At 69.2% G+C, this 21,854-nt stretch carries 22 protein-coding genes; 14 read left to right on the top strand and 8 right to left on the bottom strand.

Annotated elements, in window-relative coordinates; all coding sequences use genetic code 11:
• Positions 1-26: 26 nt before the first annotated feature.
• The 3 genes from ACF062_RS02115 to ACF062_RS02105 all read right to left on the bottom strand — a co-directional run bounded on the left by ACF062_RS02115 (position 27) and on the right by ACF062_RS02105 (position 2,042).
• Complete coding sequence (locus tag ACF062_RS02115) at positions 27-554, bottom strand: hypothetical protein (protein ID WP_223774204.1); 528 nt, start codon at positions 552-554, stop codon at positions 27-29.
• Between the two features lie 79 nt (positions 555-633).
• Positions 634-1,341, bottom strand: a complete 708-nt coding sequence (locus tag ACF062_RS02110) for a class I SAM-dependent methyltransferase (protein ID WP_392136428.1) — start codon at positions 1,339-1,341, stop codon at positions 634-636.
• Positions 1,342-1,415: 74 nt separating this feature from the next.
• Positions 1,416-2,042, bottom strand: a complete 627-nt coding sequence (locus ACF062_RS02105; RefSeq protein ID WP_392134488.1) for a DUF3043 domain-containing protein — start codon at positions 2,040-2,042, stop codon at positions 1,416-1,418.
• Between the two features lie 256 nt (positions 2,043-2,298).
• On the opposite strand from ACF062_RS02105, the gene ACF062_RS02100 reads away from it, so the two are divergent.
• The 4 genes from ACF062_RS02100 (at position 2,299) to ACF062_RS02085 (ending at position 5,478) form a co-directional block, all read left to right on the top strand.
• The gene (locus tag ACF062_RS02100) at positions 2,299-3,096 is read left to right on the top strand and encodes a PspA/IM30 family protein (RefSeq protein WP_320591218.1); all 798 of its coding nucleotides are present in this window, start codon (positions 2,299-2,301) and stop codon (positions 3,094-3,096) included.
• A 22-nt stretch (positions 3,097-3,118) separates the two neighbouring features.
• A complete protein-coding gene (locus ACF062_RS02095; RefSeq protein ID WP_392134485.1) occupies positions 3,119-3,397 on the top strand; it encodes a hypothetical protein in 279 nt (92 codons plus the stop codon).
• Positions 3,398-3,568: 171 nt separating this feature from the next.
• Positions 3,569-4,801 (top strand): sensor histidine kinase, encoded by a 1,233-nt coding sequence (locus tag ACF062_RS02090; protein WP_392134482.1) that lies wholly within the window; start codon positions 3,569-3,571, stop codon positions 4,799-4,801.
• Positions 4,798-5,478: a response regulator gene (locus ACF062_RS02085; protein WP_392134478.1), complete on the top strand. Its 681-nt coding sequence runs from the start codon at positions 4,798-4,800 to the stop codon at positions 5,476-5,478. Before ACF062_RS02090 ends, ACF062_RS02085 begins: the two co-directional genes overlap by 4 nt.
• A gap of 221 nt (positions 5,479-5,699) precedes the next feature.
• Here ACF062_RS02085 and nadA read toward each other — a convergent pair whose 3' ends face one another.
• Positions 5,700-6,908: a quinolinate synthase NadA gene (nadA, locus tag ACF062_RS02080; RefSeq protein ID WP_392134476.1), complete on the bottom strand. Its 1,209-nt coding sequence runs from the start codon at positions 6,906-6,908 to the stop codon at positions 5,700-5,702.
• Between the two features lie 274 nt (positions 6,909-7,182).
• Between nadA and ACF062_RS02075 the strand changes: the two genes are divergently transcribed.
• Positions 7,183-7,539 carry an iron-sulfur cluster assembly accessory protein gene (locus tag ACF062_RS02075; RefSeq protein ID WP_223774196.1) on the top strand — a complete coding sequence of 119 codons (357 nt, stop codon included), beginning with the start codon at positions 7,183-7,185 and terminating at the stop codon, positions 7,537-7,539.
• 90 nt (positions 7,540-7,629) lie between these two features.
• Here ACF062_RS02075 and ACF062_RS02070 read toward each other — a convergent pair whose 3' ends face one another.
• Together ACF062_RS02070 and ACF062_RS02065 are read right to left on the bottom strand one after the other, a co-directional pair.
• Positions 7,630-9,111: a hypothetical protein gene (locus ACF062_RS02070; protein ID WP_392134473.1), complete on the bottom strand. Its 1,482-nt coding sequence runs from the start codon at positions 9,109-9,111 to the stop codon at positions 7,630-7,632.
• 152 nt (positions 9,112-9,263) lie between these two features.
• Positions 9,264-9,464, bottom strand: coding sequence for a hypothetical protein (locus ACF062_RS02065; protein WP_392134470.1), 201 nt, complete (start codon positions 9,462-9,464; stop codon positions 9,264-9,266).
• A gap of 162 nt (positions 9,465-9,626) precedes the next feature.
• On the opposite strand from ACF062_RS02065, the gene ACF062_RS02060 reads away from it, so the two are divergent.
• Positions 9,627-10,601, top strand: coding sequence for a carbohydrate kinase family protein (locus ACF062_RS02060; RefSeq protein ID WP_392134467.1), 975 nt, complete (start codon positions 9,627-9,629; stop codon positions 10,599-10,601).
• Here ACF062_RS02060 and ACF062_RS02055 read toward each other — a convergent pair whose 3' ends face one another.
• The gene (locus ACF062_RS02055; RefSeq protein WP_392134464.1) at positions 10,602-11,981 is read right to left on the bottom strand and encodes a cysteine desulfurase/sulfurtransferase TusA family protein; all 1,380 of its coding nucleotides are present in this window, start codon (positions 11,979-11,981) and stop codon (positions 10,602-10,604) included.
• 519 nt (positions 11,982-12,500) lie between these two features.
• Between ACF062_RS02055 and coxB the strand changes: the two genes are divergently transcribed.
• The 4 genes from coxB (at position 12,501) to ACF062_RS02035 (ending at position 16,976) form a co-directional block, all read left to right on the top strand.
• Positions 12,501-13,463: a cytochrome c oxidase subunit II gene (gene coxB, locus ACF062_RS02050; protein ID WP_223774191.1), complete on the top strand. Its 963-nt coding sequence runs from the start codon at positions 12,501-12,503 to the stop codon at positions 13,461-13,463.
• Positions 13,460-15,202 (top strand): cytochrome c oxidase subunit I, encoded by a 1,743-nt coding sequence (gene ctaD, locus ACF062_RS02045; RefSeq protein WP_223774190.1) that lies wholly within the window; start codon positions 13,460-13,462, stop codon positions 15,200-15,202. The genes coxB and ctaD overlap by 4 nt, the downstream gene beginning before the upstream one ends.
• Positions 15,199-15,597 carry a cytochrome c oxidase subunit 4 gene (locus ACF062_RS02040; protein ID WP_223774189.1) on the top strand — a complete coding sequence of 133 codons (399 nt, stop codon included), beginning with the start codon at positions 15,199-15,201 and terminating at the stop codon, positions 15,595-15,597. Before ctaD ends, ACF062_RS02040 begins: the two co-directional genes overlap by 4 nt.
• A 134-nt stretch (positions 15,598-15,731) precedes the next feature.
• Complete coding sequence (locus ACF062_RS02035) at positions 15,732-16,976, top strand: Ig-like domain-containing protein (RefSeq protein WP_392134459.1); 1,245 nt, start codon at positions 15,732-15,734, stop codon at positions 16,974-16,976.
• Positions 16,977-17,058: 82 nt separating this feature from the next.
• Here ACF062_RS02035 and ACF062_RS02030 read toward each other — a convergent pair whose 3' ends face one another.
• A complete protein-coding gene (locus tag ACF062_RS02030) occupies positions 17,059-17,460 on the bottom strand; it encodes a hypothetical protein (protein ID WP_223774187.1) in 402 nt (133 codons plus the stop codon).
• A 164-nt stretch (positions 17,461-17,624) separates the two neighbouring features.
• Between ACF062_RS02030 and ACF062_RS02025 the strand changes: the two genes are divergently transcribed.
• From ACF062_RS02025 to ACF062_RS02010, 4 genes are all read left to right on the top strand, one after another.
• On the top strand, positions 17,625-18,245 hold the full coding sequence (locus ACF062_RS02025; RefSeq protein ID WP_030787003.1) for a heme-copper oxidase subunit III: 621 nt from the start codon (positions 17,625-17,627) through the stop codon (positions 18,243-18,245).
• Between the two features lie 77 nt (positions 18,246-18,322).
• Positions 18,323-19,132: a cytochrome c gene (locus ACF062_RS02020; RefSeq protein WP_356579897.1), complete on the top strand. Its 810-nt coding sequence runs from the start codon at positions 18,323-18,325 to the stop codon at positions 19,130-19,132.
• Positions 19,129-20,190 carry a Rieske 2Fe-2S domain-containing protein gene (locus ACF062_RS02015; RefSeq protein WP_356579895.1) on the top strand — a complete coding sequence of 354 codons (1,062 nt, stop codon included), beginning with the start codon at positions 19,129-19,131 and terminating at the stop codon, positions 20,188-20,190. The genes ACF062_RS02020 and ACF062_RS02015 overlap by 4 nt, the downstream gene beginning before the upstream one ends.
• 4 nt (positions 20,191-20,194) lie before the next feature.
• Positions 20,195-21,814, top strand: coding sequence for a cytochrome bc complex cytochrome b subunit (locus tag ACF062_RS02010; protein WP_392134454.1), 1,620 nt, complete (start codon positions 20,195-20,197; stop codon positions 21,812-21,814).
• Positions 21,815-21,854: the final 40 nt, after the last annotated feature.

Genomic DNA, 21,854 nt, shown 5'->3' with positions numbered 1-21,854 from the left:
CGACGACGCGAATTGTCAGACAGGCCCTAGCCCACCCACTCCCGCAGCAGCTTCTCCCGCTCCGCGGCCCGCGGGGTCCCGCCCTCCCACGTGCGGCCCCACTCCGACATCGCGGCAAGGGTCGTGGCCATCGTCGCGGCGCCCTCGGTGAGGCGCGCCAGAAGGGCGCGGGAGAGGTCGACCTCGGCCGGGGGGTAGCCGACGGCCGCGGCGGAGTACGCCAGCAGGTCGAGGTCGCCGCCGGCCGACGCCACGCGCAGCGTCATCATCGGCGGGGTCTCCTCCGTCGGGCCGGTGACCATGGGCACGGCCAGGTTCATCACCGTCCCCACGGCGAGGTTCTTGACCGCGCCGATCTTCCGCATGAGGGACTTCACGGGGACGTCCGTCACCGTCAGGGCGCGTATGTCCTCCCACAGCCGCAGGCCGGACTGCCCGTCGCCGAGGGCCACCACGCCCTCGGGGGCCAGCCGCACCCCGGGCGCGAGGCCGGACGGCTTCGCGCCCACGTACACATCGCCCTGGGCGATCCAGAAGAGGCCCACCATGGCCATGCGTCGCTCACTTCTCCCGCCGACGGCGCCGCCGCCGGAACTCCTACGTCATGTTCCCGGGCCCGTGGCCCCGGTCCCGCTAGTCCCGCACGCCGCACAGATGCAGCAGCGCGGCGACCCGCCGATAGGGGTCGGTGCGCCCCGCCCGCTCCTCGGCGGCCAACAGCGCCTCCAGTTCCCACTCGGGGGGCAGCGGCGTGCCGTCCGGGACGGTGTCCGTGAAGACCCGCACGCCGTACCAGACCTGGAGTGGCGCCGCGATCCCCGCCAGCGTCGCCGACAGCGCGTCGAGCCGGTCGGCCCGCACGTCGAGGCCCAGGCGGTTGCGGTACGTGACGGAGTCGAAGGCGGCGACGGCGCCGCTCCAGTCCCCGTCGAGCCCCGGCCGCATGGCCAGCGCGTCCGCGTTCCGCACGAGGAGCGAGAGCAGCCCGCCGGGCGCCAGCATCCGGGCCAGTCCCGCGAGCAGCGCGTCGGGCTCCTCGACGTACATCAGTACGCCGTGGCAGAGCACCACGTCGAAGCTGCCCGGCAGGAAGTGCACCCCGGTCTGGTGGCCGTCGCCCTCGACGATCCGCACCCGCCCCTGGATGCCCTCCGGTTCCCCGGCGAGCGCCTCACGCGCGGCGGCGATCATCGTGGGGTCCCGCTCGACCCCGGTCACCTTGTGCCCGGCGCGGGCCAGCCGCAGCGCCTGGGTGCCCTGGCCCATGCCGACGTCGAGCACCCGCAGCCGCTGCCCCACGGGGAAGCGCGCCACTATCTGCTCGTCGAGCTGCCGGGCCACCAGCTCCTGACGCACGGCGTTGCGCAGTCCGCCCAGCTTCTCCAGCCAGGCCCTGGCCCCGCCGGTGAATCCGCTCAGGGCCGCTCTCCGCGCTTGACCTGCGGCTTCGGCAGCCTCAGCCGGCGCATCTGGAGCGTACGCATCAAGGCGTAGGCGACAGCGCCCTTCTTGCTTTCGTTCGGGAAGCGTTCGGCCAGGCGCTTCTTCAGGCGGAACGCGGTGGCGACCGAGTCCAGCACGATCAGCACGATCACGATGAGCCAGAGCAGCAGCGCGATGTTCTGCAACTGCGGTACGCGGACCATGCTCAGGACGAGGATGATCACCGCGAGCGGCAGGAAGAACTCGGCGATGCAGAAGCGCGAGTCCACGAAGTCGCGGGCGAACTTGCGCACCGGGCCCTTGTCACGGGCGGGCAGGTACCGCTCGTCACCGCTGGCCAGGGCCTCGCGCTGCTTCGCCATCTGCGCGCGGCGCTCGTCGCGCTGCCGCTTCGCCGCCTCCTTGCGCGTCGTCGGCGTATTGGTCACGCTGCGGCGCTGCGACTGTGCCATGGCGCGCTTGGGGGTGGGGCGGCCCTTGGGGGCCTGCGGGTCACGGGGCTGCTTGGAGTCGGTCACCGGCGCCTGCGCGGCCGGGGCCTTCTCTTCCTTGGATCGGCTACGGAACACAAAATCCAAGGGTACGTGGTGCGGGGGCATGGACCCCAGCCGGACGGGGAACGATCCGGCAACGCCGGGCGTCTTGATTTACGTGCCTAAGGGGACGTAGCAGGCGGTATCCAGTCGGCCCCAGGGGAGCACCTACTCCTTACGCCGGATCAGGGCCGGACGCAGTCGTCCTTGGGGATGAGCGCATCCGCACGCGAACAGTGCGGTAATGGATGCAGGGCCCGTACTGTGGGTTCTGAGCAGTACCTGGAGCTGGAAGTCCGTCAGAAGGGGGCGCGCGAAGCCCATGAGCGGTGTCATGAAGCGTATGGGGATGATCTTCCGCGCGAAGGCGAACAAGGCCCTTGACCGGGCCGAGGACCCGCGCGAAACCCTCGATTACTCGTACCAGAAACAGCTGGAGCTGTTGCAGAAGGTGCGCCGCGGCGTCGCCGACGTGGCAACCTCCCGCAAGCGTCTCGAATTGCAGCTGGCCCAGCTCAACAAGCAGTCCTCCACCCTTGAGGACCAGGGGCGCAAGGCCCTCGCCCTCGGCCGCGAGGACCTGGCCCGTGAAGCCCTCTCCCGGCGGGCCGCGCTCCAGCAGCAGGTGACGGACCTGGAGACGCAGCACCAGACGCTCCAGGGCGAGGAGGAGAAGCTCACCCTCGCGGCGCAGCGCCTCCAGGCCAAGGTCGACGCCTTCCGTACGAAGAAGGAGACCATCAAGGCCACGTACACCGCGGCCCAGGCGCAGACCCGCATCGGCGAGGCCTTCTCCGGCATCTCCGAGGAGATGGGCGACGTCGGCATGGCGATCCAGCGTGCCGAGGACAAGACCGCGCAGCTCCAGGCGCGGGCCGGCGCGATCGACGAACTGCTCGCTTCCGGTGCCCTCGACGACTCCTCCGGTCTCGCCAAGGACGACATCCAGTCCGAGCTGGATCGCCTCTCCGGTGGTACTGATGTAGAGCTGGAACTCCAGCGCATGAAGGCGGAGCTCGCGGGGGGCTCCAGCAGCGGCCAGCAGGCGATCGAAGGCGGCCAGGGCCAGTCCCAGCCGCAGCAGCAGCCGCAGGACACCCCGCGCTTCGACAAGCAGTAGCTCTACGTCCGAGGAGGACGACATGATCGTACGGATCATGGGGGAGGGGCAGGTGAAGCTGGCCGACAGCCACTTCGCCGAACTGAACAAGCTCGACGACGAGCTGCTCACGGAGATGCGGAGCGGCGACGGCGTCGCGTTCCGCCGCACGTTCCACGCGCTCCTGGACAAGGTCCGGGAGCTCGGCGAGCCCCTCCCGGACGACGCCCTGGAACCGTCCGAACTGATCCTCCCCGCCCCGGACGCGACCCTGGAAGAGGTCCGCGAACTACTCTCGGACGACGGCCTCTTCCCGGGCTGACACCCCCGGTACACGGACGCCCCGTAAGGGGCGCGGGGAACCGCGCGCCCAGCCACGTCCCACCCGCAGAAAACCCCGAAACCCCCAAACCCCCCAAAGCCCCACCCCCGCCGACAGCCCGAGCCCCGCAATCCGCCCAGGCCCCCGCCAAGGCCCCGTACGGTTTGCACCGTGACCACACTCGTACGAGGCCGCGGCTGGGCCCGAACTCACCCGCTGGCGGTGGACGCGGCGCTCGCCTCCACCGTCCTCGTCTGCATGGTCGTCGGCTCCTTCGCCGAGCCCAACGGAGAGCACGGCCCCACCTGGGGCACCCGCACCCCCGACCTGCCGAGCCTGCTCCTGATGGCCCTCGGCGCCCTCGCGCTGTTCTTCAGGCGCCGCGCCCCCTGGACGGTGCTCGCCGCCACCTGCGCCGCCTCCATCACGGAACTGCTCACCGGCGAACCCCGCGCACCCGTCGTGATGTGCGCCGTCATCGCGCTCTACACCGTGGCCGCCACCACCGACCGCTCCACGACCTGGCGGATCGGCCTGGTCACCATGGCGGGCCTCACCGGCGTAGCGATGCTCTCGGGCCCGCTGCCCTGGTACGCCCAGGAAAACCTCGGCATCTTCGCCTGGACCGGCATGGCCGCCGCCGCGGGCGACGCGGTGCGCAGCCGCCGCGCCTTCGTGGACGCCATAAGGGAGCGCGCCGAGCGGGCGGAACGCACCCGCGAGGAAGAGGCAAGGCGCCGCGTCGCCGAGGAGCGGCTGCGTATCGCCCGCGACCTGCACGACGTCGTCGCCCACCACATCGCCCTGGTCAACGTGCAGGCCGGTGTCGCCGCGCACGTCATGGACAAGCGACCCGACCAGGCGAAGGAGGCCCTCGCGCACGTCCGCGACGCCAGCCGCTCCGCCCTGGACGAACTCCGCGCCACCGTCGGCCTGTTGCGGCAGACCGGCGACCCCGAGGCCCCCACCGAACCCGCCCCCGGCCTGCACCGCCTCGACGAGCTCGTGGAGACGTTCCGCAACGCCGGCCTGCCCGTCGAGGTCGCCCTCGGCCAGGTCGGCCTCGACCTGCCCGCGGCCGTCGACCTCGCCGCGTTCAGGATCATCCAGGAGGCGCTGACCAACGTACAGAAGCACGCGGGGAGCGAAGCCAAGGCCGAGGTCAGCGTCGTCCGCGTAGGACCGAACGTCGAGGTCACCGTCCTCGACGACGGCCCGGCCCACGGCCAGGGCGGCGAGGGCGCGCGGAAGCCGAACACCGACGGTGGCGGCCACGGCCTGCTCGGCATGCGCGAGCGCGTCACGGCCCTCGGCGGCAGCTGCACCGCCGGACCCCGCTACGGCGGCGGCTTCCGCGTCCATGCGATCCTGCCCGTCACCACGGCAAAGGGAGGGACCGCGTGACGATCCGCGTACTGCTCGCCGACGACCAGGCGCTGCTGCGCAGCGCGTTCAAGGTGCTCGTCGACTCCGAGCCCGACATGGAGGTGGTCGGTGAGGCGTCCGACGGCGCGCAGGCGGTGCGGCTCGCCAGGTCGGAGCGGGCCGACGTGGTCCTGATGGACATCCGCATGCCCGGCACGGACGGTCTGGCCGCCACCCGGCAGATCAGCGCCGACCCCGCCCTGGCTCACGTACGCGTGGTGATGCTGACGACGTTCGAGGTCGACGAGTACGTGGTGCAGTCGCTGCGCGCGGGCGCCTCCGGCTTCCTCGGCAAGGGCGCGGAGCCCGACGAACTGCTCGGCGCCATCCGCATCGCGGCGGCGGGCGAGGCGCTGCTCTCCCCGGTGGCCACCAAGGGGCTGATCGCCAAGTTCCTCGCGCAGGGCGAGGGTTCGGACGGCGAGGTGTCGGTGCGCGGCGAGCGCCTGGCCGCGCTCACCGGCCGTGAGCGCGAGGTCCTCGTCCAGGTCGCGGGCGGCCACTCGAACGACGAGATCGCCGAGCGCCTCGAAGTCAGCCCGCTCACCGTCAAGACCCATGTGAACCGCGCGATGGCGAAGCTCGGCGCCCGTGACCGGGCCCAACTCGTGGTCATCGCGTACGAGTCGGGCCTGGTACGCCCAAGGGTGGAGTGACGCGAGGATCTGCGTACTGCGTCCGCAGGCGGATGAAACCGGCCGAGCTGAGGGGCACCCCCATACGCCGGGTGCCTCTTACGTGGACGCGCGGTCGGCGCCTTGAAGGGGCGCGGGGAACCGCGCGCCCGGCCACGACGCGCCCGCAGGCGGCTGAAACCGGCGGAGCCAAAGGGCGCCCAAGACGCCAGGCGCCCCCCATCGCTCCCGCCGGCGCAGCGCTACGGCAACGCCAGCATCCGCTCCAGCGCCAGCTTCGCGAACTGCTCGGTCTCGCGGTCGACCTCGATCTGGTTGACGAGGTTGCCCTCCGCGAGCGACTCCAGCGTCCAGACCAGGTGCGGCAGGTCGATGCGGTTCATGGTCGAGCAGAAGCAGACCGTCTTGTCGAGGAAGACGATCTCCTTGTCCTCGGCGGCGAAACGGTTCGCCAGGCGGCGTACGAGGTTCAGCTCCGTGCCGATGGCCCACTTCGACCCGGCAGGGGCCGCCTCCAGGGTCTTGATGATGTGCTCGGTGGAGCCCACGTAGTCCGCCGCGGCGACGACCTCGTGCTTGCACTCCGGGTGCACCAGGACGTTCACGCCCGGTATCCGCGCGCGCACGTCCTCGACCGACTCCAGCGAGAAACGCCCGTGCACCGAGCAGTGCCCGCGCCACAGGATCATCTTCGCGTCACGCAGCTGCTCGACGGTCAGGCCGCCGTTCGGCTTGTGCGGGTTGTAGACGACGCAGTCGTCGAGCGAGAAGCCCATGTCGCGCACAGCGGTGTTGCGGCCCAGGTGCTGGTCCGGCAGGAAGAGCACCTTCGCCGGAAGGGGGCCGCCCTGCTCATACGCCCACTCCAGCGCGCGCTTGGCGTTCGACGACGTACAGATCGTGCCGCCGTGCTTGCCGGTGAAGGCCTTGATGTCGGCAGAGGAGTTCATGTACGAGACGGGTACGACCTGCTCGGCGATGCCGGCCTCGGTCAGTACGTCCCAGCACTCGGCGACCTGCTCGGCGGTGGCCATGTCGGCCATCGAGCAGCCGGCGGCCAGGTCGGGGAGCACGACCTTCTGGTCGTCCGTCGTCAGGATATCCGCGGACTCGGCCATGAAGTGCACACCGCAGAAGACGATGTACTCGGCGTCCGGGCGGGCGGCGGCGTCGCGTGCCAGCTTGAAGGAGTCACCGGTCACATCCGCGAACTGGATGACCTCGTCACGCTGGTAGTGGTGGCCGAGGACGAAGACCTTGTCCCCGAGCTTCTCCTTGGCGGCCCGGGCGCGCTCCACCAGGTCCGGGTCGGAGGGGGACGGCAGGTCGCCGGGGCACTCGACGCCGCGCTCGCTCCTGGGGTCGGCCTCACGGCCGAGCAGCAGCAGGGCGAGCGGCGTGGGCTGCACACCGAGGTCCACGAGCTCCACGGGGGACTGGGCGGTGGTCACGACGACACCTACCCTTTCTCTTCTGACAGACGAGCCTTTTCGTCTAATTGACGCTATCTATCATAACCGCTTCACGTCAGTTTGACGATGGCCATAGTGTCGATGTGACGCATTCGCCGGCTCCCCGTCCCGCAGGCTGGTGCCCCGGGAAAAACCATGTGCGAGCATGAAGGGGTAAGACGCAAGACGTAAGCGCTCGGCCCGGAATGAATCCGCGGCCCCGCCGGTTGCAACCGTCGGCAAGCAGTCTCCGTACAACCCGGGAGAGAAGCAGATGTCCGTATCGGACGAGACCACCACCGTGAACGACGGCATCCTCCTGTCGGACGCCGCCGCGGCCAAGGTGAAGGGCCTGCTGGAGCAGGAAGGCCGGGACGACCTGGCGCTGCGCGTCGCCGTCCAGCCCGGTGGCTGCTCGGGCCTGCGCTACCAGCTGTTCTTCGACGAGCGCTCGCTCGACGGCGACGTCGTCAAGGACTTCGACGGCGTGAAGGTCGTCACCGACCGGATGAGCGCTCCCTACCTGGGCGGCGCCTCCATCGACTTCGTGGACACCATCGAGAAGCAGGGCTTCACGATCGACAACCCGAACGCCACCGGCTCCTGCGCCTGCGGCGACTCCTTCAGCTGAGTCCGTAGCTGTAGGCAGAGACATACGTACGAAGGCGGCGGCTCCCTGAACTCCAGGGAGCCGCCGCCTTCGTACGTATGCGTGACCGGGCTACTTCCGGCGGACGGTCTCGCCCGTGCCGTCCACGACCTTCCGGTCGCCGAGCGGCTTGTCGAGGGTGACCGTCTCCGAGAGCTTCTTGGCGACCATGACGCAGACCTCGTCCTTCTGCCTGGTCTCCGTGACGCGGACCGTCACGCGGTCGCCGTCCTCGTTCGCCGACGCGGCGTACTCGCCGCACGCGCCGCCCCAGAAGTGCACGGTGAGCGACTTCCTGTCGGCCGTGTAGGACTCCACGCGCGCCTGCCGCTCGGTGCTGCCCCCGGGCTTGTCGGTGGGCTCCGGCGTGCCCGGGGTGCCGGGCGAGGTCAGGTACGCGGGCGCGATCGCCGGGTGCGTCACCGTGAAGGCGTCCCGCGCGCCCTGCGGCTTCACCTCGAACAGCCAGGACGGCACCAGCGTCTGCTTGCCGTCCACGTGGTGCGTCGCGAGCCCGAAGGCGGCGCCGCTGACGGCCACCGGCCGCGGCTTCGCGGGCGCGGACGAGGGCTCGCAGGGCGCCTGCTTCACGCCGCCGCCCTCCGTCTTCGTGCTGTCATCGGCGTGCGGCACCGGCGTCGCGCAGCCGCCGATGCCGACGCGTCCTTCACCGGCGGACGCGTTCAGTCGGTCCAGGGTCTCCCGGGCGCCGATCACGGGATACCGGGCGCCCTTCTCGGGCGCCTTCAACTGCCCGCTGCCGCCCACCACTTGCCCGTCCGTGCCGACCTGGATGCCGGTCGACCAGCCGTAGGTCGGCAGGCCGTCCACCTTCGGATCGGCGTTCACCACCCGTACGGCGCCCATCAGTTGGCGGGCGTCCAGCTTCGCGTCGTCCTGGCCGAGTGCCTTGAGGACCGGCGCCGCGGCGTCCTTGGCGGCCTTCTCCCCGACGGCGTCGCCCAGTTCGCCGTTCGGCGCGGTGGAGGTGCTCGAACAGGGCTTGCCCTTGGGGCAGTTGTCCGTGCCGCCCGTGCCGTGCCGGGCATACGTCCAGGTGCCGGGCGCCTGCTTGTTCACCTGGAGCGAGGGGCCTGAGCCGTCCTTGTCCTGCGCCACCCGCCAGACGCCGTCCCGCGCCGTCGGCGTGCCGGAGAGGCCGAGCGCCTTGGCCAGCGTGCTCACCTCGCCCCGGGTGACCTCGCCGCGCGCGTGGTAGACGGACGCCGACTTCGGCCCCTCGGGCAGCTCGCCGGTCGCCCTGTACGTGGTGCCGCTCGGGTCGGGCTCACCGGGCGCGATGCCGCCACTGCCGCCTCCGTTCCGGCCGGCGTCACCCGTATAGCCGTCCAGCGCGAGTGGTGGCGGGGGGCCGCCGTCTCCCGCCGGGGCGCCGTCACTGCTCTGGCCGCCACCGCCGCCGGACGCGGTCGCCGCGAAGTACGCGCCACCGCCGCCGACGAGCAGCACGGTGGCCGCGACCGAGGCGACGGCGAGGCGGGCACGCCTCCGCTGCGGCTCGGCCACCTCATGGACGGATCGCTCGGTGCTCACCGCATCGCTCCTTCGACTGCACTGCTGTCCCCGGAAACCCATGGGCGGGCTTCGTCGTATCCCAGTACCCCCTTTACGGGGGACAGCGATGGGACGCAGCGGGGGAGCGCACGGTTCCCCCGGCGCGCGCCGAGGCCCGGGGCCAGTCTCCCTCAGTCGCCGTACTCGGACATCCCGTCGATGAGCCGCGCGGAGGCGGGCGGCACGGTGACGCCGTGGATGAGGGCCGGCGGCACCGGGGCGGCGGCGGCCGTGGCGGGCACCACCCAGTGCGGCGCCATGCGGGCGCAGTCGCCGCGCAGCGTCTCCATGCTCTCGGAAGGCTCCGCGGAGACCCTGTGGGCACGCTTCATGACGACATCCTTCGAGATATGGGTCATAACGGCACCGTACGCATCGGGCCACACAAGAAAAAAGCCCTACTATCGGGTAGTTTTGGCACTTCAGTGGGGGTGGGTCGACCCGATAGCGTGAACCGTCAACCCCTCGCCTCTCCTCCACAGGAGCACCCAGCCGTGCGTATCGCAGTCACCGGCTCCATCGCCACCGACCACCTGATGACCTTCCCCGGCCGCTTCGCCGACCAGCTGGTCGCCGATCAGCTGCACACGGTCTCCCTCTCCTTCCTGGTCGACAACCTCGACGTCCGCAGGGGAGGCGTGGCCGCCAACATCACCTTCGGCATGGGGCAGCTCGGCACCCGGCCGATCCTGGTCGGCGCCGCGGGCGCCGACTTCGACGAGTACCGCGCCTGGCTCGACCGGCACGGCGTGGACACCTCCTCGGTCCGGATCTCCGAGACGCTGCACACCGCCCGCTTCGTCTGCACCACGGACGCCGACCACAACCAGATCGGCTCCTTCTACACGGGCGCGATGAGCGAGGCCCGCCTCATCGAGCTGAAGACGGTCGCCGACCGCGTGGGCGGCCTCGACCTCGTCCTGATCGGCGCCGACGACCCCGAGGCGATGCTGCGGCACACCGAGGAGTGCCGCACCCGCCGGATCCCCTTCGCCGCGGACTTCTCGCAGCAGATCGCGCGCATGGAGGGCGAGGAGATCCGCACCCTCCTCGACGGTGCCACGTACCTCTTCTCCAACGAGTACGAGAAGGGGCTCATCGAGTCCAAGACCGGCTGGAGCGACGCCGAGATCCTCTCGCGCGTCGGCCACCGTGTGACGACCCTCGGCCCGGGCGGCGTACGCATCGAGGCGACCGGACAGGACCCGATCGAGGTCGGCGTCCCGGACGAGGAGGCCAAGGTCGAGCCGACCGGCGTCGGTGACGCGTTCCGCGCGGGCTTCCTGTCGGGCCTCGCCTGGGGCGTCTCACACGAGCGCGCCGCGCAGGTGGGCTGCATGCTCGCCACCCTGGTCATCGAGACCGTCGGCACGCAGGAGTACGAGCTGCGCCGCAGCGACTTCATGGACCGCTTCACCAAGGCCTACGGCCACGAGGCCGCCACCGAGGTCCGCGTGCACCTCACCTGATCACGAGAGCCGGCGGACCACATACGCGCTGCCGTGGTCCGCCGGCCGCTCGCCCACATACTCCTGCCCCCGCATCTCGCACCACGCCGGGATGTCGAGCCGCGCCGCCTCGTCGTCCGCGAGCACGGTCACCGTCCCGCCGACCGGGACGTCCCCGATGACCTTCGCGAGCTTGATGACCGGCAGCGGGCACCGCTTGCCGAGCGCGTCGACGACGAGCGAGGTGCCTTCCGTACGCCGCTGAGCCGCGACCGGGGCGCCCAGCTTCTCCCGGACCTCGCCCACGGCGCCGGGCAGCACGTCGAGGAACCGCTCGACCTCCGCGGCCTCGGTGCCGGCCGGCAGCGAGACCCGGACGTTGCCCTCGCTCAGCACGCCCATCGCCCTGAGCACATGGCTCGGGGCCAGCGTCGAACTGGTGCACGACGACCCGGACGAGACGGAGAACCCCGCCCGGTCCAGCTCATGCAGCAGGGTCTCCCCGTCGACATAGAGACAGGAGAAGGTGACGAGGTGCGGAAGCCGCCGCACCGGGTCGCCCACCACCTCCACGTCCGGCACCAGCACGGGCACCCGCGCCCTGATCCGCTCCGTCAGCTCCCGCAGCCGCGCGCCCTCCGCGGCGGCCTCGGCCCGCACGGCCCGCAGCGAGGCGGCCGCCGCCACGACGGCCGGGATGTTCTCGAACCCGGCGGCGCGCCCCGACTCCCGCTCGTCCGCGGGACCTTGCGCGGCGAAGCGCACCCCCTTGCGCACGACGAGCAGCCCGACCCCCGCGGGCCCGCCCCACTTATGGGCACTCCCGGTCAGCAGCGACCAGTCCCCGCCGACAGGACCCCAGGCCAGCGACTGCGCCGCGTCCACGAGGAGCGGCACCCCCGCCGCACGGCAGGCCGCCGCCACCTCGGCCACCGGCTGCTCGGTGCCCACCTCGTGGTTGGCGGACTGGAGACAGGCGAGCGCGGTGTCCTCGCGCAGCGCGGCGGCGTACGCCTGGGCGTCCACGGCCCCGGCGCGGTCCACCGGCACCTCGGTCACCGTCCCGCCGCCGGCCTCGTGAGCCGCTGCCGAATGGAGCACCGACGAGTGTTCGACGGCCGACACGATCAGGTGGCGCCCGGCGCGGCGGCGCCCGGTGAGGGCCCCCGCCACCCCCGAGTGCACGGCACGCGTACCCGACGAGGTGAACACCAGCTCGTCGGCCCGGCACCCCACGGCGTCCGCAGCGGCCTCCCGCGCCGCGTCCAGCAGCATCCGGGCCCGCCGCCCCTCCCGATAGAGCCGAGCAGGATCGGCCCACCCCTCGTCGAGCGAGGCCTGCAGAGCCTGCCGGGCAACGGGATGAAGGGGAGCGGAGGAGGCAGCGTCGAAGTAGGGCACGCGCCAACGCTAGACCCCGCGCCCCAAGGGGCGCCCGCAGGGCGCAGCCCTTAGGGCCTGTCTGACAATTCCCGCCTGCCTCGCGACGCCATGCACGCACTCTCGCCGCACCGGGCGCAGAGCCAAGTACATCCAGTACGAGGCCCTACGCCCGGCACGCCGAGAGCACGCACCTGACGCCGCGAGGCCGCCCTCCGGGCAACGACGCGAATTGTCAGACAGGCCCTAGGGGCGCGGGGAACTGCGCGCCCAGCCCCCACAAGCCCACACTCGCGGACCTACAGATTCCGCCACCCCGGTGGGCGCCCCGACCCCCCGTCAGAAAGCGGCAAGGGGCGCCCACCCCACCCTTCGGAGTGACCCGCGGCGCGTTAGGCACCCTCCCCGCGCGACCCCAAAATGCGTCCAGTAGGGTTTGGTCCGCATAAACATCCAAACCCCTGCCCGACGCAGGGCGGCGACCGACCAGCGTGAAGGCCGCAGCCGACAGCGCGGGCGAGACTCTCGGGAAGGCGCTACGTGAGTCCCAACGGCTCCGACCGCTCGTCGCGGCGCCCGATGCGGCGGAAGCTGCCGCAGGTGCTGACTGCGGGCCTGATCCTGGCGACCGCCACCGGTTGCACATACAAGGATTTCCCCCGCCTTGGAATGCCCACCCCGGTAACGGAAGAGGCTCCGCGGATTCTCTCCCTCTGGCAGGGCTCGTGGGCGGCAGCGCTCGCCACGGGCGTGCTGGTCTGGGGCCTGATCCTGTGGAGCGTCATCTTCCACCGGCGCAGCCGCACCAAGGTGGAAGTCCCCATCCAGACCCGTTACAACATGCCCATCGAGGCGCTGTACACGGTCGTCCCCCTCGTCATCGTCTCCGTGCTCTTCTACTTCACGGCGCGCGACGAGTCCAAGCTCCTGCAGCTGGAGGAGAAGCCGGCCCACACCGTCAACGTGGTCGGCTACCAGTGGAGCTGGGGCTTCAACTACGTCGAGAACGTTCCTGGCGCCGGCAAGGACAACGCCCGGACGTCCAAGGACCTGGAAGCCATCCCGGACAAGTTCCGCAAGGACTTCCCGGCGAAGGCCAACGGTGTCTACGACGTCGGCGTACCCGGCGACCGGAACCCCCAGAACGGCAACCCGGGCCCGACCCTCTGGCTCCCCAAGGGCGAGAAGGTCCGCTTCGTCCTGACTTCGCGTGACGTCATCCACTCCTTCTGGGTGGTGCCGTTCCTCATGAAGCAGGACGTCATCCCGGGCCACACCAACGCCTTCGAGGTGACTCCCAACAAGGAGGGCACCTTCATGGGCAAGTGCGCCGAGCTCTGCGGCGTCGACCACTCCCGGATGCTCTTCAACGTCAAGGTCGTCTCTCCCGAGCGCTACAAGCAGCACCTCGAGGACCTGGCGAAGAAGAACCAGAAGGGCTACATCCCGGCCGGCATCGAGCAGACGCCCCACGAGAAGAACCGGGAGACGAACAACCTGTGAGCATCCTCAACGAACCCCAGGGTGCCGCGGCAGCACCAACGGACTCGTACGAGAACGAGCTGCCGGTCCGGCGCAAGCAGCCGGGAAACATCGTCGTCAAGTGGCTGACCACCACTGACCACAAGACGATCGGCACGCTCTATCTGGTCACGTCGTTCGCGTTCTTCTGCATCGGCGGCGTGATGGCGCTCTTCATGCGCGCCGAACTCGCCCGTCCCGGCACGCAGATCATGTCGAACGAGCAGTTCAACCAGGCGTTCACGATGCACGGCACGGTCATGCTGCTGATGTTCGCGACGCCGCTGTTCGCCGGTTTCGCGAACTGGATCATGCCGCTCCAGATCGGTGCGCCCGACGTCGCCTTCCCGCGGCTGAACATGTTCGCCTACTGGCTCTACCTGTTCGGCTCGCTCATCGCGGTCGGCGGTTTCCTCACGCCGAACGGCGCGGCCGACTTCGGCTGGTTCGCGTACGCGCCGCTGTCGGACGCCGTGCACTCGCCGGGTATCGGCGGCGACATGTGGATCATGGGTCTGGCCTTCTCCGGCTTCGGCACGATCCTCGGCTCGGTCAACTTCATCACCACGATCATCTGCATGCGCGCGCCGGGCATGACCATGTTCCGCATGCCGATCTTCGTGTGGAACGTGCTGCTCACCGCCGTGCTGGTGCTGCTGGCCTTCCCGGTCCTGGCCGCCGCGCTGTTCGCCCTGGAGGCGGACCGCAAGTTCGGTGCCCACATCTTCGACGCGGCCAACGGCGGCGCGTTGCTGTGGCAACACCTCTTCTGGTTCTTCGGCCACCCAGAGGTGTACATCATCGCCCTGCCGTTCTTCGGCATCATTTCCGAGGTCATCCCGGTCTTCTCCCGCAAGCCGATGTTCGGCTACATGGGCCTGATCGCCGCGACCATCGCCATCGCGGGTCTCTCCGTGACGGTGTGGGCGCACCACATGTACGTCACGGGCGGCGTGCTGTTGCCGTTCTTCTCCTTCATGACGTTCCTGATCGCCGTACCGACAGGCGTGAAGTTCTTCAACTGGATCGGCACCATGTGGAAGGGGTCACTGAGTTTCGAGACCCCGATGCTGTGGGCGGTCGGCTTCCTGATCACCTTCACCTTCGGTGGTCTGACGGGCGTCATCCTGGCCTCGCCGCCGATGGACTTCCACGTCTCGGACTCGTACTTCGTGGTGGCGCACTTCCACTACGTGGTCTTCGGCACCGTCGTCTTCGCGATGTTCTCCGGCTTCCACTTCTGGTGGCCGAAGTTCACCGGCAAGATGCTGGACGAGCGCCTCGGCAAGATCACCTTCTGGACGCTGTTCGTGGGCTTCCACGGCACGTTCCTGGTCCAGCACTGGCTGGGCGCCGAGGGCATGCCGCGTCGTTACGCGGACTACCTCCACGCCGACGGCTTCACCGCGCTGAACACGATCTCGACGATCAGCTCGTTCCTGCTGGGCCTGTCGATCCTGCCGTTCTTCTACAACATCTGGAAGACGGCCAAGTACGGCAAGAAGATCGAGGTCGACGACCCGTGGGGCTACGGCCGCTCGCTGGAGTGGGCGACGTCCTGCCCGCCGCCGCGGCACAACTTCCTCACGCTGCCGCGCATCCGCAGTGAATCGCCGGCCTTCGACCTGCACCACCCGGACATCGCGGCCCTCGGCCAGATCGAGAACGACGGCCAGAAGGACACCGCGCTGTTCGGCGGCGACAAGGAGGCCGCGAAGTGAAGATCCAGGGCAAGATGTTCATCTGGCTGAGCGTCTTCGTCCTCGCCATGGCGATCGTCTATGGCGTGTGGTCGAAGGAGCCGGCCGGTACCACGGCGCTCTTCCTGGCCTTCGGCCTGTGCATCATGATCGGCTACTACCTGGCCTTCACGGCCCGGCGGGTCGACGCCTCCGCACAGGACAACAAGGACGCCGACGTCGCGGACGAGGCCGGCGAGGTGGGCTTCTTCAGCCCGCACAGCTGGCAGCCGCTCTCGCTGGCCGTGGGTGGCGCGCTCGCCTTCATGAGCATCGCCATCGGCTGGTGGCTGCTGTACTTCTCGGCCCCCCTCCTGCTGATCGGTCTGTGGGGCTGGGTCTTCGAGTACTACCGCGGCGAGAACCAGACCCAGTGAGTCTGTAGTTCCCGACCGCACCGAGGGGCCCGGACACTCCGTCAGGAGAGTCCGGGCCCCTCGGCGTGTCGCGCTTGACACCCGGACGGGTCACTCGCCGCGCCGGACCGGGTGAACGTCCATACCGTGAGTTCATGAGCCACTCACCGCGAATCCGCACGGTACTGAGCTGCACGATGCTGGTGGCCGCCCTCGGCGCGGGGGCCACGGCGTGCGGCTCCGACGGCCACCCGCTCTCGGCGAAGCCGTACGACGCGGCCGGCCATGTCGCCTTCAACGGCCCCGTGGGCAGCAAGAAGGCGGATCCGGACAAGCCCCTGGAGGTCACCGCCCAGGGCGACGACGCGCGCATCACCGATGTGACGGCCACGGACGCGATGGGACGGTATCTGGCCGGTGAGCTCTCCGCCGACGGCTCCCGGTGGCACAGCACCGCGCCGCTCGCGGCCGGCGCCCACTACACGGTGCGGGTGAGCACCGAGGACGACGAGGGCGCACCGGGCCGCAAGGTCCTGACCTTCGACACCGGCGCCCCCGAGAAGAAGAAGCGACTGAAGGTCACCTTCGGCCCCGAGGGCGGCAAATACGGCGTCGGACAGCCCGTCACGGCCTCGCTCAGCGCCCCGGTGAAGGGCAAGGAGGCCAGGGCGACCGTCGAACGCTCCCTGAAGGTGCGGTCGGTGCCCGCGGCCGAGGGGGCCTGGCACTGGGTGGACAGCGAGACGCTGCACTACCGCCCCAAGGAGTACTGGCCCACCCACGCCACGGTCACCGTCTCGAGCAACCTGGAGGGCATCAAGGTGGGCGACCGGCTGTGGGGCGCCGAGACCAAGCCCCTGAAGTTCACCACCGGCGACCGGATCGAGGCGGTCACGGACGCCTCGTCCCACTGGATGACGGTCTACCGCAACGGCGAGGAGATCAATTCGATCCCGGTGACCACGGGCAAGCCCGGCTACTCCACCCGCAACGGCGTCAAGGTCGTGCTCGGCAAGGAGTACTCCGTACGCATGACCAGTGCCAGCATCGGCTCCGCGGACTTCTACGACAAGCAGGTCTACTACGCGACGCGGGTCACCGACTCCGGTGAGTACGTGCACGCGGCGCCCTGGTCGGTCGGTTCGCAGGGCTATGCCAACACCAGCCACGGCTGCATCGGCATGAGCACGGGCAACGCCGCCTGGTTCTACGAGACCGTGCGGCAGGGCGACCTGGTGAAGGTGATCAACAGCGCCGGCGAGGACATGCCGACGTTCGGCAACGGCCTCGGTGACTGGAACGCGAGCTGGAAGTCGTGGCGCAAGGGCAGCGCGCTGCTCACCGGCGCCAAGGAAGGCCCCGCGGCGGCCGACGCGGCCCGACTGCGGCCGCAGGTCTAGCGGGGGCGCAGAACGGCACACAACGGCACGCGGGGCCCCACGCCGACGCGTCCTGCCCCGCGTGCCGCGTGACCGGGACCCGTCAGGCCTGCACGGCCTGCGTGCTGCGCAGCAGGGCGGCCAGGGCGTCCGCGAACTCCACCGGATCGACCGGAAGGGTCACCGCCGCTTCCGCGCGGCTCCAGGTGGCCAGCCAGGCGTCCTGCGGGCGCCCGATGAGCAGCAGTACGGGCGGCGCGCGGAAGATCTCGTCCTTGACCTGGCGGCACACCCCCATGCCGCCCGCGGGCGTCGCCTCTCCGTCGAACACACAGACGTCGACGCCGCCCCGGTCCAGTTCCTTGAGCACGGCGGGCAGCGTCGCGCACTCGATGAACTCGACCTCGGGAACGTCCGCCGCCGGCCTGCGCCCGGTGGCCAACCGGACTTGCTCGCGGGTGCTCGCGTTGTCGCTGTAGACCAGCACCGTGGCGGTCGGCTGCATTGTTCCTCCAGATCATCGGGAACCGATGCGCGGATGCTACTCCTCCCGACGCCCCGTCAGCAGGGGTTCGGACAGGCCTCCGATGGGCCATACGGGCAGGACACACCCCACAGACACTCCGAACGGCACCCCCCGGGGTGAGGGCGGGATAAGCGACCGACATAATGTCGGTCGTGGCGACAGCAACGACAGTAGATACCGGGCACGCGCACCCGCCGGTCAATCGACCGAACCTCACCAGCGTCGGAACCATCATCTGGCTGAGTTCCGAGCTGATGTTCTTCGCGGCCCTCTTCGCGATGTACTTCACCCTGCGATCGGTGACAGGTCCTGATCACTGGAAGGAAATGGCCTCGGCCCTTAACTTCCCGTTCTCGGCGACGAACACCACCATCCTGGTGCTCTCCTCCCTCACGTGTCAGCTCGGCGTCTTCGCCGCTGAGCGTGGCGACGTGAAGAAGCTCCGGATGTGGTTCATCGTCACCTTCATCATGGGTGCGATCTTCATCGGCGGTCAGGTGTACGAGTACACCGAGCTGGTCAAGAAGGACGGGCTCTCGCTCTCCTCCGACCCTTACGGCTCGGTCTTCTACCTGACCACCGGCTTCCACGGACTGCATGTGACAGGCGGCCTGATCGCCTTCCTGCTGGTCCTCGGCCGCACCTACGCGGCCAGGAAGTTCACCCATGAACAGGCGACCGCAGCCATCGTCGTGTCCTACTACTGGCACTTCGTCGATGTGGTCTGGATCGGACTCTTCGCCACGATCTACATGATCAAGTAATCGGCGGGGTCGCTCACGCGACGTACCGACATTTTCCAGAAGCATCGACGCAGAAGATCCTGACACCGGGGTAATCCGTGAAAAAGCTCTCCGCACGACGACGCCATCCGCTGGCGGCGGTCGTCGTCCTACTCCTCGCGCTGGCGGCCACCGGGGGGCTGTACGCCGCGTTCGCGCCGGCGGACAAGGCGCAAGCCGACGACACCGCCCAGTCCCTCGCCATCGACGAGGGCAAGAAGCTCTACGCCGTGGGCTGCTCCAGCTGCCACGGAACCGGCGGTCAGGGCTCCTCCGACGGTCCGAGCCTGGTGGGCGTGGGCGCCGCGGCGGTCGACTTCCAGGTCGGCACCGGGCGCATGCCGCTCCAGCAGCAGGGCGCCCAGGCGCCCAAGAAGAAGGTCATTTACAACCAGGCCCAGATCGACCAGCTGGCGGCGTACATCTCGTCGCTCGGCGCCGGTCCCTCGGTCCCGACCGAGAAGCAGTACAGCCCGGACGGGGCGGACATCGCCAAGGGCGGCGAGCTGTTCCGCACCAACTGCGCCCAGTGCCACAACTTCACTGGCGAGGGCGGCGCGTTGACGCACGGCAAGTTCGCGCCTTCGCTCGAGGATGTCTCCCCGAAGCACATCTACGAGGCCATGCAGACCGGCCCGCAGAACATGCCGTCCTTCCCCGACACGACGATGCCGGAGAAGGAGAAGAAGGACATCATCGCGTACCTCGACGCGGTCAACGGTGAGAAGACCCAGAGCCCTGGCGGTCTCAAGCTGGGTGGACTGGGCCCGGTCAGTGAAGGCCTCTTCGGCTGGATCTTCGGTCTCGGCTCGCTGATCGCGGTCGCCGTGTGGGTCGCCGCTCGGACCGCAAAGGCCAAGAAGTCATGAGTAGCCAAGAGATTCCAGAAGAGAACCTGCCCACCAAGCAGGAGACCGAGTCCGAGCACGGCTCGGTGGCGGTCGCGGACGACAACCCGTTCGCCGACCCGGGCCTTCCGCCCCACCAGCACCGCATCCAGGACATCGACGAGCGGGCCGCGAAGCGCTCCGAGCGTGCGATCGCGTTCATGTTCACGCTGTCCATGCTGGCCACGGTCGGCTTCATCGCCGCGTTCGTGACCATCCCGGCCGACAAGAGCATCTTCGTCTGGCCGATCGGGCACATCAGCGGACTGAACTTCGCCCTGGGTCTGACCCTCGGCGTGGCCCTCTTCTGCATCGGCGCGGGCGCGGTCCACTGGGCCCGCACCCTGATGTCCGACGTGGAGGTCGCCGACGACCGGCACGCGATCGAGGCCGAGCCCGAGGTCAAGGCCAAGGTCATGGCCGACTTCAAGGCCGGTGCCGAGGAGTCGCAGTTCGGGCGGCGCAAGCTGATCCGCAACACGATGTTCGGCGCGCTCGCCCTGGTCCCGCTCTCCGGCGTCGTCCTCCTGCGCGACCTCGGTCCGCTGCCCGAGGACAAGCTCCGGCACACCAAGTGGGCCAAGGGCAAGAAGCTCGTCAACATGAACACGCACGAGCCGCTGCGTCCCTCGGACGTGCAGGTCGGTTCGCTCACCTTCGCCATGCCCGAGGGCATGTCGGAGCACGACCACGACTTCCAGACCGAGATCGCCAAGGCCGCCCTGATGATCGTCCGGATCCAGCCGGAGAACATCAAGGACAAGCGCGAGCTCGAGTGGTCGCACGACGGCGTCGTGGCGTACTCCAAGATCTGCACCCACGTGGGCTGCCCGATCTCCCTGTACGAGCAGCAGACGCACCACGTCCTCTGCCCGTGCCACCAGTCCACCTTCGACCTCTCCGACGGTGCCCGAGTGATCTTCGGCCCCGCTGGTCACGCCCTGCCGCAGCTGCGCATCGGTGTGAACGAGGAGGGCTACCTCGAGGCGCTCGGCGACTTCGAAGAGCCCGTCGGTCCTGCCTTCTTCGAGAGGGGCTGACCTGATGAGCAGCGACAACAAGAAGAAGGCACCCGCCGGCGAGCGGGTGGCCGACTGGGCCGACGGCCGCCTTGGGATCTACTCCCTGGCCAAGGCCAACATGCGCAAGATCTTCCCGGACCACTGGTCCTTCATGCTCGGTGAGATCTGCCTGTACAGCTTCATCATCATCATCCTCACGGGTGTGTATCTGACGCTGTTCTTCCACCCGTCGATGAACGAGGTGGAGTACCACGGCAGCTACGTCCCGTTGCAGGGACAGCTGATGTCCGAGGCGTTCAACTCGACCATGCACATCTCCTTCGATGTGCGCGGTGGTCTGCTGATCCGGCAGATCCACCACTGGGCGGCGCTGATCTTCATCGCGGGCATGTTCGTGCACATGATGCGCGTGTTCTTCACGGGCGCCTTCCGCAAGCCGCGTGAGGTCAACTGGCTGTTCGGCTTCCTGCTGTTCGTCCTCGGCATGTTCACCGGTTTCACCGGTTACTCGCTCCCGGACGACCTGCTCTCCGGCACCGGTGTCCGCTTCATGCAGGGCGCGATCCTGTCCGTCCCGGTCGTCGGCACGTATCTGTCGATGTTCCTGTTCGGCGGTGAGTTCCCGGGCGGCGACTTCGTGGCGCGGTTCTACTCGGTCCACATCCTGCTGCTGCCCGGCATCATGCTCGGCCTGGTGGTGGCGCACCTGATCCTGGTCTTCTACCACAAGCACACGCAGTTCGCGGGTCCCGGCAAGACGAACAAGAACGTCGTCGGCATGCCGCTGCTGCCCGTGTACATGGCCAAGGCCGGAGGCTTCTTCTTCCTGGTCTTCGGTGTCATCGCGGCCATCGCGGCGATCGCCTCGATCAACCCGATCTGGGCACTCGGCCCCTACCGTCCGGACCAGGTGTCCACCGGCGCCCAGCCCGACTGGTACATGGGCTTCGCCGAGGGTCTGATCCGTGTCATGCCGGGCTGGGAGATCAACCTCTGGGGTCACACGCTCGTTCTCGGCGTGTTCATCCCGCTGGTCATCTTCCCGCTGATGCTCGCGGCGATCGCGGTCTACCCGTTCATCGAGTCCTGGGTCACCGGGGACAAGCGCGAGCACCACATCCTGGACCGCCCGCGCAACGCCCCGACCCGTACGGCCTTCGGTGTCGCCTGGGTCACCGCGTACATGATCATGCTGCTCGGTGGCGGCAACGACATCTTCGCCACGCACTTCCACCTGTCGCTGAACGCGATCACCTGGTTCGTCCGGATCTTCTTCTTCGCCGGACCGGTCATCGCCTTCATCATCACCAAGCGGATCTGCCTGGGCCTCCAGCGGCGCGACAGGGACAAGGTGCTGCACGGCCGCGAGTCGGGCATCATCAAGCGCCTGCCGCACGGTGAGTTCATCGAGATCCACGAGCCGCTCGACCAGGGGCAGCTGCACACGCTCACCTCGCACGAGCAGTACAAGCCGCTCGAGATCGGCCCGACGGTCGACGAGAACGGCGTCGAGCGCAAGGTGTCCGGTTCGCAGAAGCTCCGGGCCAAGCTCTCCAAGGGCTACTACGGGGAGGACAACCAGATCCCCAAGCCCACCGCCGAGGAGTACAAGGAGATCACCAGCGGCCACGGCCACCACTGATCACCTGCGAGCTCCCTGAGCTCTGACCCACGGTCGCCAC

Origin of the sequence: Streptomyces sp. NPDC015345 (assembly GCF_043078805.1) — a bacterium.
GTDB lineage: Bacteria > Actinomycetota > Actinomycetes > Streptomycetales > Streptomycetaceae > Streptomyces.
This window is presented reverse-complemented; position numbering and strand designations above follow the sequence as displayed.